The organism is Halorubrum aidingense JCM 13560, assembly GCF_000336995.1.
Lineage (GTDB): Archaea > Halobacteriota > Halobacteria > Halobacteriales > Haloferacaceae > Halorubrum > Halorubrum aidingense.
The window spans coordinates 498,329-512,595 of record NZ_AOJI01000017.1 but is presented as its reverse complement, the minus strand read 5'-3'; the positions used below and the strand labels follow the sequence as shown (position 1 = coordinate 512,595).

General features: G+C 71.3%; 15 protein-coding genes. 11 read left to right on the top strand and 4 right to left on the bottom strand.

Going from position 1 to position 14,267, the window contains the following annotated elements; all coding sequences use genetic code 11:
* Positions 1–44 precede the first annotated feature (44 nt).
* Both C461_RS05645 and C461_RS05640 read left to right on the top strand, forming a co-directional pair.
* The gene (locus tag C461_RS05645; RefSeq protein WP_007999397.1) at positions 45–344 is read left to right on the top strand and encodes a sulfurtransferase TusA family protein; all 300 of its coding nucleotides are present in this window, start codon (positions 45–47) and stop codon (positions 342–344) included.
* 2 nt (positions 345–346) lie between these two features.
* The gene (locus tag C461_RS05640) at positions 347–682 is read left to right on the top strand and encodes a rhodanese-like domain-containing protein (RefSeq protein ID WP_049906329.1); all 336 of its coding nucleotides are present in this window, start codon (positions 347–349) and stop codon (positions 680–682) included.
* Between the two features lie 219 nt (positions 683–901).
* On the opposite strand, the gene C461_RS05635 is transcribed toward C461_RS05640, so the two are convergent.
* Positions 902–2,110 carry a YeeE/YedE family protein gene (locus tag C461_RS05635; RefSeq protein ID WP_007999395.1) on the bottom strand — a complete coding sequence of 403 codons (1,209 nt, stop codon included), beginning with the start codon at positions 2,108–2,110 and terminating at the stop codon, positions 902–904.
* Positions 2,111–2,265: 155 nt separating this feature from the next.
* Between C461_RS05635 and C461_RS05630 the strand changes: the two genes are divergently transcribed.
* From C461_RS05630 to C461_RS05620, 3 genes are read left to right on the top strand one after another with little or no spacing between them, the layout of a single operon-like run.
* Positions 2,266–3,603: a twin-arginine translocation signal domain-containing protein gene (locus tag C461_RS05630; RefSeq protein ID WP_007999394.1), complete on the top strand. Its 1,338-nt coding sequence runs from the start codon at positions 2,266–2,268 to the stop codon at positions 3,601–3,603.
* Complete coding sequence (locus C461_RS05625) at positions 3,600–4,673, top strand: sulfurtransferase (protein ID WP_239639089.1); 1,074 nt, start codon at positions 3,600–3,602, stop codon at positions 4,671–4,673. Before C461_RS05630 ends, C461_RS05625 begins: the two co-directional genes overlap by 4 nt.
* Positions 4,670–5,755, top strand: coding sequence for a YncE family protein (locus C461_RS05620; RefSeq protein ID WP_007999392.1), 1,086 nt, complete (start codon positions 4,670–4,672; stop codon positions 5,753–5,755). Before C461_RS05625 ends, C461_RS05620 begins: the two co-directional genes overlap by 4 nt.
* A 1-nt stretch (position 5,756) precedes the next feature.
* Here C461_RS05620 and cmk read toward each other — a convergent pair whose 3' ends face one another.
* Positions 5,757–6,371 (bottom strand): (d)CMP kinase, encoded by a 615-nt coding sequence (gene cmk, locus C461_RS05615; protein ID WP_007999390.1) that lies wholly within the window; start codon positions 6,369–6,371, stop codon positions 5,757–5,759.
* A 121-nt stretch (positions 6,372–6,492) separates the two neighbouring features.
* Here cmk and C461_RS05610 point away from each other — a divergent pair, with 121 nt between their 5' ends.
* The gene (locus tag C461_RS05610; RefSeq protein ID WP_007999388.1) at positions 6,493–9,318 is read left to right on the top strand and encodes an ATP-dependent helicase; all 2,826 of its coding nucleotides are present in this window, start codon (positions 6,493–6,495) and stop codon (positions 9,316–9,318) included.
* Positions 9,319–9,370: 52 nt separating this feature from the next.
* Complete coding sequence (locus C461_RS05605) at positions 9,371–10,144, top strand: CDP-alcohol phosphatidyltransferase family protein (RefSeq protein ID WP_007999386.1); 774 nt, start codon at positions 9,371–9,373, stop codon at positions 10,142–10,144.
* 36 nt (positions 10,145–10,180) lie between these two features.
* Here C461_RS05605 and C461_RS05600 read toward each other — a convergent pair whose 3' ends face one another.
* Positions 10,181–10,546: a DUF7475 family protein gene (locus C461_RS05600; RefSeq protein WP_007999384.1), complete on the bottom strand. Its 366-nt coding sequence runs from the start codon at positions 10,544–10,546 to the stop codon at positions 10,181–10,183.
* A 141-nt stretch (positions 10,547–10,687) separates the two neighbouring features.
* Between C461_RS05600 and C461_RS05595 the strand changes: the two genes are divergently transcribed.
* The 4 genes from C461_RS05595 (at position 10,688) to C461_RS05580 (ending at position 14,014) form a co-directional block, all read left to right on the top strand.
* Positions 10,688–11,719 carry a zinc-dependent alcohol dehydrogenase gene (locus tag C461_RS05595; RefSeq protein ID WP_007999383.1) on the top strand — a complete coding sequence of 344 codons (1,032 nt, stop codon included), beginning with the start codon at positions 10,688–10,690 and terminating at the stop codon, positions 11,717–11,719.
* A gap of 62 nt (positions 11,720–11,781) precedes the next feature.
* Positions 11,782–12,153 (top strand): 6-pyruvoyl trahydropterin synthase family protein, encoded by a 372-nt coding sequence (locus C461_RS05590; RefSeq protein ID WP_007999381.1) that lies wholly within the window; start codon positions 11,782–11,784, stop codon positions 12,151–12,153.
* A complete protein-coding gene (locus C461_RS05585; RefSeq protein WP_007999379.1) occupies positions 12,153–13,232 on the top strand; it encodes a glycosyltransferase family 4 protein in 1,080 nt (359 codons plus the stop codon). The genes C461_RS05590 and C461_RS05585 overlap by 1 nt, the downstream gene beginning before the upstream one ends.
* Positions 13,229–14,014, top strand: a complete 786-nt coding sequence (locus C461_RS05580; RefSeq protein ID WP_007999378.1) for a class I SAM-dependent methyltransferase — start codon at positions 13,229–13,231, stop codon at positions 14,012–14,014. The genes C461_RS05585 and C461_RS05580 overlap by 4 nt, the downstream gene beginning before the upstream one ends.
* Here the strand turns inward: C461_RS05580 and C461_RS05575 are convergent.
* Positions 14,009–14,212: a hypothetical protein gene (locus C461_RS05575; RefSeq protein ID WP_007999376.1), complete on the bottom strand. Its 204-nt coding sequence runs from the start codon at positions 14,210–14,212 to the stop codon at positions 14,009–14,011. The genes C461_RS05580 and C461_RS05575 overlap by 6 nt on opposite strands.
* Positions 14,213–14,267 lie beyond the last annotated feature (55 nt).

The following is a 14,267-nucleotide window of genomic DNA, read 5'->3' as shown; positions in this document are numbered from 1 at the left end:
CCGGTCACGAAAGCCGTTACCCCGTCACGCCTGTATACGGGAGCATGAGCCAACCATCGTGGGACGACGTCGTCGAGCTACCCGACGAACTCGACGACGAGACCGCAGAAGCGCTGCTCGAAGACGCGACGGAGGTACAGGACATGACCGGTGAGGTCTGTCCGTACCCCCAGGTCGAAGCGAAGAAGGCCATCGCGGGCCTCGACGCCGGTGACGTGCTCGTCCAGGAAACGGACCACGTCCCGAGCACGGAGAACGTGCCGAAGGCGGTCGGCGACGACGCGACCGCGAAGGTGTGGAAATCGGGCGACGGCCGCTACCGCGTCTTCCTGCGGAAGGAGTGATCATGGTCGAAGAACTCGCCCCCGAAGAAGTCAACGAGCGCGTCCAGAACGGCGACGTTCGCGTCATCGACACGCGACCGCCGACGGAGTACGAAGCCGGTCACATCCCCGGTGCGATCAACGTGCCGCTCGGCGACCTTCCGTCGACCGTGCCCGACATCGACTGGGACGACACCGACGTGGTCTGCGCGTGCCCGATCGGGCAGTCGTCGAAGCAGGCCGCCATGTTGATCAGCAGCTACGAGGGCGTCGAGGACGACGTCGTCGTCGCCAGCATGGCCGGCGGCTACGAGGAGTGGGACTTCGAACTGGAGACGGGCGCGGCCGCCGACGCGTAAGCGTCGATCGCCTTTTTATTCAGCCGCCACCCTTCGAGACGCTTCGCCGTCGCAACCGCTTATAAGCGACCGACCGCGGCTCCGCCGACGCTCGATCGAACGGCGACGACAGAACTCGGTCGACGACCCCGGAACTCGGTCGATGGTCCCGAACTCGGTCGACGGCCCCGAATTTGGTCCGTCGCGGTCGACGACTCCGAGGCCGGCCGACGGCCCTGTTTAAATCGCGCAGCCGACCTCGCGGTACATGTAGTGGGTCATCACGTAGACGCCGAGGATGATCCCCGCGCCGGCCAAAAACGAGTGGACCGACAGCAGCGCGACGCCCGAAAAGAGGTTCGCGATGTTGCAGCCGGCCGCGAGCCGCGACCCGACGCCCATCAGGAGCCCGCCGACGGCGTAGTTCGGGACGCGGTTCAGCTTCGGCTTCCGGACCCGGAAGTCGCCGGAGGCGTACGCGGCGATGAACGAGCCGACGATCAGCGACGCGATCATCACCATGTCGATGGTCAGCGAGATGTTCCCGTCGCGGAAGAGGACGGAGCCCCAGTAGTCGACGCTCGCCACGTCGTAGCCCGCCTGCGACAGCAGGTACCCGGCCCAGCGCGCCTCGCTGCCGGTGATCGCCCAGTGCCCGTGCACGTAGAACCAGAGGCTCGCGACGAGCGCCATCGCCACGCCCGCCGTGCGCGCGTCCCACGAGCCACGGAGCCGGACCCGGAGCGGACGGTCGTCGTCGATCAGCGCGCGGACGTACGCGACGGTCCCGTCGGCGATCCCCCGCAGTCCGACGGCCACCGCCGACACCGTCCGAGAGCCGCCGAGGGCCGCCTGCGCTCGGGTGTCTGTCCCCACGCCGGCGCCGCCCGACGGCTCGTCGGGGAGCCGGCTCCGGCCCTTCACGAACGCGTACGCGAGCAGCCCGACCCCGACCGCAACGGCGCCGGTGACCGCGGGCGGGAACGGGGACGAGAGGTACAGGGTCCGCCCCTCGAAGGGGTTCAGCGTCGCGAAGTAGTACGTCTCCGCGACGGGGAACGCGAACGCGAAGAGGACGTAGCCGACGAACATGAAGAGCAGCACGAGCCAGAACTGGAGGTACCCCTGGCCGGCGCGGTACAGCGTCCCGGACGCGCACCCGCCGGCCAGCGTCATGCCGAGTCCGAAGACGAACCCGCCGACGAGCGAGCCGAGTCCCCACGCGGGCGTCCAGAACCCGCGGAAGTAGCCGAACGTCGCTTGGAGGCTCCAGAACACGGTCATCACCGCGATCCCAGCCAGCAGCCCCTTCAGGACGCGGGTGTCTTTGAACGCGACGAAGTCCCGGAAGGCGCTGACGAAACAGAACCGCGCTTTCTGTAACAGCACGCCGAACGACAGGCCGACCGCGATAGAGACGGCGAGGTACCCCGCAGGCGATAACACCATTGCCCGAGTACACCGGTCCCGAACCTAAAGCGGCGCTGAAGACGGTAACGGTCCCCTCGGGTCTGAGGAAGACATGAGAATTGCCGCTACGCGGCACACGGGGCAACGAACGGGGCCTTCGGCGGGGCTTTACTCCGGACCCGCGTGGAATCGGTATGAGCGACGACTGCGACTGCACGACGAACGAACCGGCACCGCGCCCCTCGAAGGGGAGCGATCTGGCGAACGATCGCCGGACGAACCCGTTCGCGGCGGGCGTCGACCGGCGACGGCTGTTACAGGCGTCCGGGGCCGTCGGCGCGGCGACCGCGCTGGCCGGCTGTTCGGACGACGGCGGTTCGGGCGGCGACGGCGACGCCGCCCCGACGATGTTCGTGTTCAACAACGGGGACCGCACGGTCAGCGTCCTCGACGCCGAGGCCGACGAGCTGATCACGTCCGTGTACCTCGACACGACCGCCTCCTTTCCGGCCAACCAGTACACCACCGGCATCGACGACGAGTACGACGTGCTCTGGCTGAACGTCTCCGGCGGCGTTCGCGCGTTCGATCAGCGGACGCTCGACGAACTCGCGTTCGTGGAGACGGGATACGGCCCGAACTACCCGAACGCGACGCCCGACGGAGACCACCTGCTGATCGCCTCCGGCGGGACGACCGGGATGGCCCCCGAGGGCGACGAGGCGCACGCGATCTTTCGCGTCGACGCCGACCGCGACAGCGACGCCTTCGGCGAGGTGACCGGCGAGATCGAGACCGGCTACGTCGGCCCCTGTGACATGACGCTCGGCCCCGACGGGGACTACGCGTTCGTGGTCGACGTCGCCGACGAGTCGATCCGCGTGCTCAGCGTCGACCCGTTCGAGACGGTCGCGCGGGTCGACGCCGGAGAACCCGCGAACGAGGAAGGCGGTAACGTCCTCCCGTTCATGTGCACCGCCTCGTTCGACGGGCAGTACCTCCTCGTCGAGAACGGTGAGGGGACGCTCGGCAGCGACCCGGAGGTTCCCCGGGTGGGTTCCGAGAGCGTCTGGGACATCTCCGACCCCGAGAACCCCGAGGAAGTCGCGAAGATCACCCGCGACGACGGGCTTCCGGGCGCGCCGATCACGAGCGAGGTCGCGCCCGACAACGCGGCGGCGTACCTCCTCATCCCGGGCGCGGGCGTCGGCGTGATCGACTTGGAGTCGTTCGAGTACGAGACGACCCTCGACGTCGGCGGGAACGCCATCTCCGCGGCGTGGGGACCGAACCGCGAGAAGCTGTACGTCCCCGTCCAAGACGCTAACGAAGTGGCCGTCATCGACCACGAGCGCCGCGAGGTCGTCGCGACGGTCGACGCCGGCGCGGGACCGACCGGTGCGGTCGCCGGGACCGTCCGCCCCGAGGGCGATGCCGTCGCACAGATTCGGGCGTCGCTCGCCTCGCTCGGACTCGCCGTCGGCGACATGGAGGCGACGTACTGCATGGACGGCCACTGCTACTGCGGATGATGTCCGGCAATAACTCGGGGGACGATCGGTCCGAACCGGACGCCACCCGTCGCGGCCTGCTGCGGGCGGCCGCGGGCGCGACCGCCGTCGGCGCGGCGAGCGCGGCGGGCTGTCTCGCGGTGACGACACCGGCCGACATCGCCGCCGAAAACGAGGTCTCGGGGAACGTCGACCGCCTCGTCGGTCCCGGATGGCTCGCCGACAACCGCGCGGACGTCGTCGTCCTCGACGCCCGCGACGCCGACGGATTCCGTCGCGAGCGGATCTACGGCGCCCGGCGCGTCCCCCTCGACGCAGTCTCGGCGCAGGTGCCCGGAGAAGGCGGGCTGGTCCCCGACACCGACGCCATCGCCGGCGCGTTCGGCGACCTCGGCGTCTCGCCGGACGACGACGTGGTCGTCTACGGCGCGAGCGTCGGGTCGCGGGTCACCCGCGTCGCGTTCGCGCTCGCCGCGCTCGGTCACGCCGGCGACGTCCGCGTGCTCAACGGCGGCTTCGGCGGCTGGAACGGCCGCGTCGGAACCGGCTCGCGCGACCGAGTCTCGCCGGTCGACTACGACCCCGACACCGACGCGTCGGCGTGGGTCACCCGCGAGTGGCTCGCCGAACGCGTCGGGTCGTTCAACGGGGACGGCCCCGGACTCGTCGACACCCGGGTGCCGGAGGCGTACCTCGGTGCGGCGGGCTCGGACGCCCTCGATCCCGACCACGACCGCCACGGCCACCTGCCCGGCGCCGTCAACGTCGACTGGACCGGCAACGTCTCGGGGAGGCGGATGACCGACCCCGGCGACCTCGTCCGGCTGTACGAGGTCGAGGCGGAGCTCGACCGCGACTCGACGGTCGTCGTGTACGGCGACGGGAACGTCGACCCGACCTCGACGTGGCTGACGCTGACGGCGCTCGGGTTCGAGGACGTGCGCGTGTACGACGGGGGCTTCGGCGAGTGGACGAACGTCGAAGACGACCGCGGCCGCCACCCGGTCGAGACCGCCACGAACGTCGTGATCGAGACCGACGGGAGCGTCGGCGGCGGGGGCGGCGGCGGCGACTTCTCCTGTACGGGATGAGCGACGGCCCGTCTCGCGACCTGACTCGATCCCCCACCCGCGGCTCGTCCGGTGACTCGTCTCGCGGCCGCGTCGTCGCGGTCCCCTGTGAGGGCGAGGACGTCCTCGCGCTGTTCGCGCTCGCCACCGGTGAACCGCTCGGCGACGTACCCGTCGGGAGCCACCCGGTCCACGCGACGACGCGTCGCGGTCGGACGTTCGTCGCGACGATGGGCGACCGCGCCGTCACCGCGGTCGACCCGAACGGGGAGGTCACCCGGATCGAGACCGGCGTGCTCGGTCCCTCGCACTTCGCGGCGGCGAACGGCGAGCTGTTCGTCTCGTGTTCGGCCGGGGACGCGCTCGCCGTGATCGACCCCGAGTCGCTCGCGCTCGTCGACCGGATCGCGGTCGGCGCGGAGCCCCACGAGGTCGCGGTCGCGCCGGGCGGCCGACGGCTCTACGCGGGCAGCCGCCGGGACGGTGTCGTCGACGTCGTGGACCCGGTGGCCCACGAGCGAATCGGATCGATCGGCATCGGCGACGGCGCTCGGGTACAGGGCGTCGCGGTCTCGCCGGACGGCTCCCGCGGCTACGCGGTCGATCAGTCGAGTGCGAGAATTGTTGCTTTCGAAACGGACACGGCCGCCGACCCCGACACCGCCCCCGCCCCCGCCCCCGCCCCCGACCCCGACCCCATCCTCGGCGCGGCCGCGGTCGGCGCGGACCCGTACGACCTCGTCGTCACCGCCGATCGGGTGTTCGTCCCCGGTCGCGGCGACGGCGTCGTTCACGAGTTCGACCGCGACCTCGGGCTCGTGGCGGTCCACGAGGGGTTCGCCCGCCCCGTCGACTTGTTTCGAATCGGCGACGATTGGTGGGTCCTCGACGCCGCCGCCGGCCGTCTCCGGTCGCTTGCGGGTGCGGTCGTCGAGACCCCGGCGCCGGGACTCGTCGCGACGCCCGTCCGCGAACCGACCCGATCCGATCGGCTCGTCGTCTCGCACTACGACGACGACCGCATATCGCTCGTCGACGTCGACGACGGCGCGGTCTGGACCGCGGAGACGCCGGCGTACCCGTTCGGTTCGGTCGTGGTGTGATTCAGATCTCGAAGTCGGTCGTCGCGAAGGCGCCCTCGTCGTTCTCGATGTCGTACTGCTCGATCGCCGTGAGCGCCAGCTCCAGCGTTCCCTGAGCGTCCCACCGTCCAGTGTTGATCGCCAGATCGTAGATGGATCGGTCGGACAGGTCGATCCCGTAGTACGACTTGTAACGCTTCTCCTCGATGACCTCACGGACCTGCATCTCGGAGGTCATCTCCTCGCGGTCGAGCGTTCGGTCGGCGCGGACCTCGTCCGGCGCGTCGAGCCAGATCCGGATGTCGGCGCGGTTGCCGGCGATCCAGCCGGCGAGCCGCGATTCGAGCACGAACGCCTTGTTCGCGGTCCCCCACTTCTCGGCGATGGTCCGGAGCCGTCGGTCGAGCGCGCGGTCGATCTCCTCGGACTCGCCGGTCTTCGCGATGAGCTGTGAGAGGCTCATGTCGCGCTCGGCCGCGATCTCGCGGAACAGCTCCCCACCGGAGACGTAGCCGCAGTCGAGCGCCTCGGCGAGGCCCTCCACCAGCGTCGTCGCGCCGCAGCCCGGCGGGCCGGAGACGGTGATGAACAGGTTCCGGTCGATCTCCCGCTCCGTCGCCGGCGAGGTTCCACTCATACATGCGCGGCCACGACCGGCCGGCGGATAAACGGGCCGGTTCGCTCACTCTCTCGGCGCGATCGCGGTGCGCCGTGTCTCGACACAACCACTATCCCGTCGCGCGCCAACGTCGCACGTAGTGACCGAACGCACCGACGGCGAGGCCATCGGAGCGTCGCCCCGCGAGCTCCTCGTCGAGCGAGTCGCCGGCGACGACTGCCCCGCCGTCGCGTTCGACCCCGAGACGGTGCCGCTTCCCGACGCGGACGTGCTCGCCCGGCTCTCCCCGCCCGTTCGCCGCTGGTGGGTCGACGAGTTCGGGCCGTACGTCGGCGAGAACGGCGGCTTCTTCACGCCGCCACAGCGCGAGGGGATCCCGCACGTCGACGACGGCCGGAACTGTCTCGTCGCCGCGCCGACCGGCAGCGGGAAGACGCTCGCCGCGTTCACCGCGGTCCTCGACGACCTCTTCGAGCGGGAGCGCCGCGACGACCTGGACGACTCGGTGTACTGTCTGTACGTCTCCCCGCTGAAGTCGCTCGCGAACGACATCAAACGCAACCTGGAGGCGCCGCTCGCCGGAATCGACGCGAAGCGGACCGACGGCGAATCGCCGTCCGACGAACCCGCAGTTCGCCAGGCCATCCGCCACGGCGACACCAGCGCGACGGACCGACGGGCGATGCTTGAGGCGCCGCCGCACGTGCTCAACACCACGCCGGAGACGCTGGCGATCCTCCTCAACTCGCCGAAGTTCAAAGAGAAGCTGCGCACCGTCGAGTACGTGATCGTCGACGAGATCCACTCGCTGGCGGCGAACAAGCGCGGGACCCACCTCGCCGTCTCGCTGGAGCGGTTGACGGAACTCGCGGACGGCTCTCCCACCCGGATCGGCTGCTCGGCGACGGTCGAACCGCTCGATGCGGTCGCCGACTTTCTCGTCGGCCGGGAGCGCGTCGCGGGGGAGCCCGGCGACCCGACCGGGCTCGAACCGCGCCCCTGCGAACTGGTCGACGCGCGGTTCGGCCGCGAGTTCGATCTGCGGCTCCGGACGCCGGCGGCCGACCTCGTTCACACCTCGCGTTCGGTCGTCACCGACCGGTTTTACGACGCGCTTCACGAGCTGATCGCGGACCACGAGAACACGCTCGTGTTCACGAACTCCCGGTCGGGCGCCGAGCGCACGCTCCAGGAGCTCCGCGAGCGGTTCGGCTACGACGAATCCGACTCGGGGTGTCACCACGGGAGTCTCGGCGAGAGCCAGCGCACCCGGATCGAGGAGGGGCTGAAGGCGGGCGACCTCGACGTCGTCACCACCTCGACGAGCCTCGAACTCGGCATCGACATGCCGCACCTCGATCTGGTCGTGCAGGTGGGCTCGCCGAAGTCCGTCGCCGCGCTGCTCCAGCGCGTCGGGCGCGCGGGACACAGCCCCGGCGAGACGGTCGAGGGACGGGTGTTCGCGCTCGACCGCGACGAACTGGTCGAGTGTGCGACGCTGCTCGCGCGCGCCGAGGACGGGTTTGTCGACCGCGTGTTCCTCCCCGAGGGCGCCGCCGACGTGGCCGCCCAACACGTGTACGGGATGGCGATAAACCGGGTCCGCCCGGACCGCGAGGTCCGCGAGGTGCTCCGCCGCGCGCACCCGTACCGGGCGTTCGACGACGACGACTACGAGCGGCTGATTCGGTACCTCACGTCGGACTACGAGGGCTTAGAGGAGCGACACGTCTACCCGAAGATCTGGCGGGACGCCAACGACCCGCCGGGCGGTGAACACCACCACGAGGAGCACCCGGTCGGCGAGCGTCTCGTCGGAAAGCGCGGCCGGCTCGCGCGGGTCATCTACATGACGAACGTCGGGACCATCCCCGACTCGTTCAGCTGCGACGTGTTCACTCGCGACGACGAGTGGGTCGGCACGCTCGACGAGGCGTACCTCGACACGCTCGATCCCGGCGACGTGTTCGCGCTCGGCGGCGAGCGCTTCGCGTTCCGCTACCGCCGCGGCTCGAAGGTGTCCGTCGATCGGACGGGAGAGCGACCGACGGTTCCCTCGTGGTACTCCGAGCGACTCCCCCTGTCGTACGACCTCGCCCGCGAGGTGGCCGCGTTTCAGGCTCAACTGCTCGACCGGTTGGAGCGGGGCGGGCCGCCCGCGGTCCGCGCGCAACTCCGAGCGCTCCCCCTCGACGAGAACGCGATCAGAGCGATCGCCCGGATATACGACGAGCAGGTGGCGTACGCGGGCGCGGAGAGCGTCGCGACCCCCTCGCGGCTCGTCGTCGAGGAGGAGCTCGATCGCGAGGGGTACAAGCGACGGTTCTACGTCCACGCCGATTTCGGCCGGCGGTTCAACGACGGGCTCTCCCGGCTCGTCGCCGCCGAAGTCGAGAGTCGCACCGACGCCACCGCCGCCGTCGCGGTCGCCGACCGCGGGTTCTCGCTCGCGCTCCCGCTGAACCGCAAGGTCGACGTGGCGCGGATCCTCCGCGAACTCGACCCGAAGACGGTCCGCGAGGACCTACGGGCGGCCGTCCGGGGAACCGACCTGCTCCAGCGCTACTTCCGGATCAACGCGTCGCGCTCGCTGATGATCTTAAAGCGGTACAAGGGGTACGAGAAGTCGGCGGCCGAACAGCAGGTGTCGGCCGAGATGCTGCTCTCGCTCGCGGCCGACCTCGACGAGTTCGCCGTGATGGAGGAGACATACCGCGAGCTGTTGGACGACCGGCTCGCCGCAGCGCGGATCCGCGAGCTGCTCGCTCGGATCGACGCCGACGACTGCGCGGTCGCCCACCACACCGTCGACTCGCCGGCGCCGCTCTCGTTCGGCCTCGCGACCCTCGTCGACTCCGACACCGTGCTCGCGGACGACGAGTCGGCCGCGCTGCGGGAGTACCACGCCCACGTGATGGACGCCATCGGAGACGGCGACCCCGCAAGCCGTCGGTCCGATCCGTGATCGAACACAGCCCACCGGAACACCGAACTTTCTGCGCGCCGATCGGTGACGCATGTCACTTCTCGGTGGAGCGTCGTGGACGGCGCGAAGGCGGGTCCGGGGGCGGTTCCTCGGCGCGCTCGTCGTCGGCGCGCTCGGGTTGGTCGCGCTCTGGCGTCCGCTCGCCGGCGGGTGGCCCCTCGGGGCGGCGGCCGTCGGAGCCTACGTCGCGGCGTACGCCGGCACTCACCTCTCGGCGAACCGCCCGCCCGGCGGCGCCACGGTCCACCCGACGCTCGGCCCCGCGAACGCGATCACCCTGTTCCGCGGGTGGTTGCTCGCGGTGCTCGCCGGGACGCTGCGCTCGTCGCCGCCGGACCCGCGGCTGCCGGTGGCGCTGTTCGCCGTCGCCGTGCTCCTCGACGCCGTCGACGGCGCAGTCGCGAGACGGACCCGAGAAACCGTGTTAGGGGCGCGGCTCGACGGCGCGACAGACGCCCTCGCCGTGCTGGTCGGGGGCGCCGTCGCGGTCGGCGTCGGCGCCCTCCCCGCGTGGTACCTCGTTGCCGGCGGGGTGTGGTACGCCTACACCGGGTCGCTGTGGCTCAGGCGACGTGCCGGAGAGCCGATCTACGGGCTCCCGCCGAGCCGTGTCCGTCGCGGGATCGGGAGCGCCCAGTTCCTCGTCATCGCCGCCGCGCTGCTGCCGGGCGCGGGCGGTCCGGTCCTCGCGGCCGTCGCGGGACTCGCGTTGACTGTTCTCCTCGCGAGCTTCACCCGCGACTGGGCGGCCGCCACCGGCCGACTCGGTCGATCGGACCCCCCGATCGCGACGGCGGAGCCCTGAGACCCGTCCGAATATCGAGCGAATATCGAGCGATCGCTACTTGTCCCGTCGGAGGAGCGCGACGAGCACGGCGATCAGCGCGACCTGCGCGAGCTTGTCGACGGCTTCGATCGGCGGCACCGGCGGGACGTCGTTGAACGCGTACCACATGACGATCTGCCCGGCGGTGAACGGGATCCCGAGGAGGTAGACGAGCCGCCGGCGGTAGTCGAACAACACCGCCCCGATCCCGCCGAGGAACCCCGCCGTCGCGACGAGGAACGCCGCGCCGAACGTCCCGCCGATCTGCAGTCCCAAGTAGAGGTGGACGCCCGCGGTGACGGTCGCCGCCGCGATTCCGATCCAGTGGAGGAGCGTCACCGACCTGTCGTCAGCGGCGTCGCCGTCGTCTGCGAGAGCCATGCGATAGCGTACCAGTGCCATTCCCTTAGGTGTACCCGTCCGCGAGTCCGGCGGTCGTCACCGAACATCCATTAGGCGCCGGCCCGTGCGGTGCGTTATGCCGCACCAACTCGCTCCGATCCCGGAGACGGAGGAGGCACCGTGAGCGCGGGCGACGCCCGCGCGGTCGAGTTCGCGGCGCCTCGCGAGGTCGACGTGATCGACATCGACCCGCCCGCGCCCGCCGCCGGCGAGGTGCTCGTCGACACCGCGGTGTCGGCCGTCAGCGCCGGCACGGAGCTGCTCGCGTACCGCGGCGATCTCGACGCCGAGACGGTCGCCGACGAGGAGCTCTCGGCGCTCTCCGGCGACCTCTCGTACCCCCTCCGATACGGGTATTCGGCCGTCGGCACCGTCGCGGCGGTCGGCGCGGACGTGGACCCTTCGTGGCGGGGTCGAACCGTCTTCGGGTTCAACCCCCACGAGGGTCGGTTCCTCGCGGCGCCGGCCGACCTCCGACCGGTCCCCGACGGCGTCGCCCCCGAGACCGCCGCGCTGTTCGCCAACACCGAGACCGCCGTCAACTTCGCGCTCGACGGCGCGCCCCGGATCGGCGAGCGCGTCGCCGTGTTCGGGCAGGGCGTCGTCGGGCTGCTGACGACCGCGCTCTACTCGCGCTCGGCGGCCGAGACGGTCGTCGCCGTCGAGCCGCGGGCTCACCGACGGCGTGTGGCCGACGCCCTCGGCGCCGACCACACCGTCGACCCGACCGGCGTCGACGCGGCCGGCGTCGTCCGCGACCTCACCGGCGGCGTCGACCTCGCCATCGAGGTCAGCGGGCGACCGGAGACGCTCGAAACCGCGGTCGAGGCGACCCGCTTCGACGGGCGCGTCCTCGTCGGCTCGTGGTACGGGACGAAGCGCGCGGACCTAGGGTTCGGCGACCACTTCCACCGGGGGCGCGTGAGCGTCGCGAGCAGCCAGGTCTCCACGATCGCCCCCGAACTTCGCGGTCGGTGGGACCGAGAGCGCCGCCGAGACACGACGTGGCGCGAACTGCAGCGGCTCGCGGACGAGACCCGGATCGCCGATCGACTCGTCACCGACCGCGTCGACGTCGAGGACGCGCCCGCCGCGTACCGCCGGCTCACGGACGACGCCGAGAGCACCCTCCAGATCCTGTTCACGTACTGATGCGGTCGCGAAGATCGCTGCGAAGACGCACACCGAGACGCCCACTCACCACCTGATCCACGATGTACTCCGTCACAGTCACCGAGACGTTCGTCGCACAGCACTGGCTCACCGTTCCGAACCCGCCGCCGGCGGAGGCCGAGCTTCACTCGCACACCTTCGAGACCGAGGTCACGTTCCGCGGCCCCGAGCTCGGCGAGTACGGCTACCTGCTCGATATCGACCTCGCCCGGGCCGCGCTCGCCGACGCGGTCGACGCCTACCGCGACGAGACCCTCAACGACCACCTGGAGGGCAACCCGAGCGTCGAGCGCCTCGCGCGGGCGCTGTACGAGCGGCTCGCCGAGATCGACGCGCCCGCGGCCGAGGAGCTGACCGTGGCCGTCCACGAGGACGACACGGCGGTCGTCCGCCACACCGGGTCGCTGCCGTAATGCGCGTCGCACTCGTGATCGCGGGCGACATCGACACCGGCTCCGGCGGGTTCTACTACGACCGGCGGCTCCGCGACCGGCTCCGCGAGCGCGGTCACGAGGTGTCCGTCGCGTCGCTCCCGTGGCGGTCGTACCCTCGACAGCTCACCGACACCCTCCGCGCCCGTCGGATCGCGAGCCAGCTCGACGGCATCGGCGCCGACGTGCTCGTCGAGGACGGGCTCGCACACCCCTCGCTCGTCGCCGCCAACCGCCGCGTCGAGACGCCGACGGTGGCGCTGTTGCACATGCTCGCCTCGCGAGCGCGAGCGGGGCTCGCCCGCCGCGTCGTCCGCCGGATCGAGGCGCGGTTCCTCTCGGGAGTCGACGCCGCGATACACAACTCGGCGGCGACGCGCGCGGGAGCCGAGGCTCTCGGAGCGCCCGAGCGGGGCGTCGTCGCGCCGCCCGCGGGGGACCGGTTCGACCCGGACGTCTCCGCCGCGACCGTCCGCGAGCGGGCCGCCGCCGGGCCGCTCGACGTCACCTTCCTCGGAAACATTGTCGAGCGGAAGGGGCTCGACACGCTGGTGGCGGGGCTCGGAGCGCTCGACGCCGACTCGGGGACCGGCGTCGACTGGCGGCTCACCGTCGTCGGCGACACCGCGGTCGATCCCGACCACGTCGAGCGCGTCCGTGACGCCGCCGCCGCGGCCGGGATCGCCGGGAGAGTGCGGTTCACCGGGCGCCTCGACGACGACGCGGTCGCGGCCTGGCTTCGCGAGACGCACGTCCTCGCGGCGCCCTCGCGGTACGAGCCGTTCGGCATGGCGTCGCTGGAGGCGATGGGGTTCGGCTGCGTTCCGGTGGCGTCGACCGCGGGCGGGGCCAGCGAGTTCGTGTGCGACGGCGAATCGGGCTTCCTGGTCCCGCCGACCGACCCGGCGGCGGTCGCCGATCGGCTGCGACGGCTCGACGACCGCGAGCGGCTGGCGGAGATGGCCGTTTCGGCCCGTCGGGCGTACGAGGCGTGGCCGACGTGGACCGAGACGCTCGACGGCGCGATCGACTTCTTAGAGGAGGTGTCGCGGTCGCGATGACTGGCGATGATTTCGCCGCCGTCGACCACGCGACGTACCTCGACGCCAAACGCGGGCTCGACGACCGCTCCCTGAACCGCGAGGTGCTCGACGCGTTCGCCGCGGAACTGCCCGCTGACCCGGCGATCCTCGAAGTCGGCGCCGGAACGGCGACGATGGTGCAGCGACTCCGCGACTGGGGCGTCGTCGAGGCCGGGCGATGGGTCGCGGTCGACGCCCACGAGCCGGCGCTGTCGGTCGGGCGCGACCGGGTCGGTGACCGCCTCGGCGACCTCAACGTCGAGTTCCGCGTCGCCGACGCCTTCGAGTGCGCCGCCGCGACCGACGAGCGGTTCGACGCGGTCGTCGGCTGCGCGTTCTTCGACGTGGTCGACGCCGCGCCCGCGGTCGAGGCGCTCTCGGCGGTCGCGCCGCTCGCGTACGCGCCGATAACCTACGACGGCGAAACGACGATCTCGCCGGCCGACCCCGAAGACGACGCCGTGCTCGACGCCTACCACCGACACATGCGCGAGTACCGCCCGGGCGGCCCGGAAGGCGCGACGGCGCTGGCGGAGGCTGCCGACTCGGTCGTCGCCGCGGGCCCCTCGCCGTGGCGGATCGCGCCCCCGTACTCGCCCGCCGAGCGGACCGTCCTCTCGCACCTGCTCGACACGATCGAGTCCGCGGTCGGCGAGACCGGGTACGACGCGAGCGACTGGGCCGCGCAACGGCGTGCGGCGATGGCCGACGGCGAGATCACTTATCAGGCCGAAAATCGAGACCTCCTCGTTCGCTTATAAGTGGCGGCCCCAGGGGATCAGCGTCGGCGGCTCCGGGGGGATCACGTCGGGCAGTCCGTCGAGTATCGCGACGGTGTAGTGGAGAAACACCGCGAGCGCCGCGACCGACAACAGCACGAGAAGCAGCAGGACGACGCGCTCGTCGCTCCGGACGACGGCGCTCGCGTCGGCGGCGAATCGGGACGGACGGGAGGACATCGCCTCGGTGTTGGACGCGCCTTTTTAAATAGCGTGGGGGACAGGCGCGGTCGGT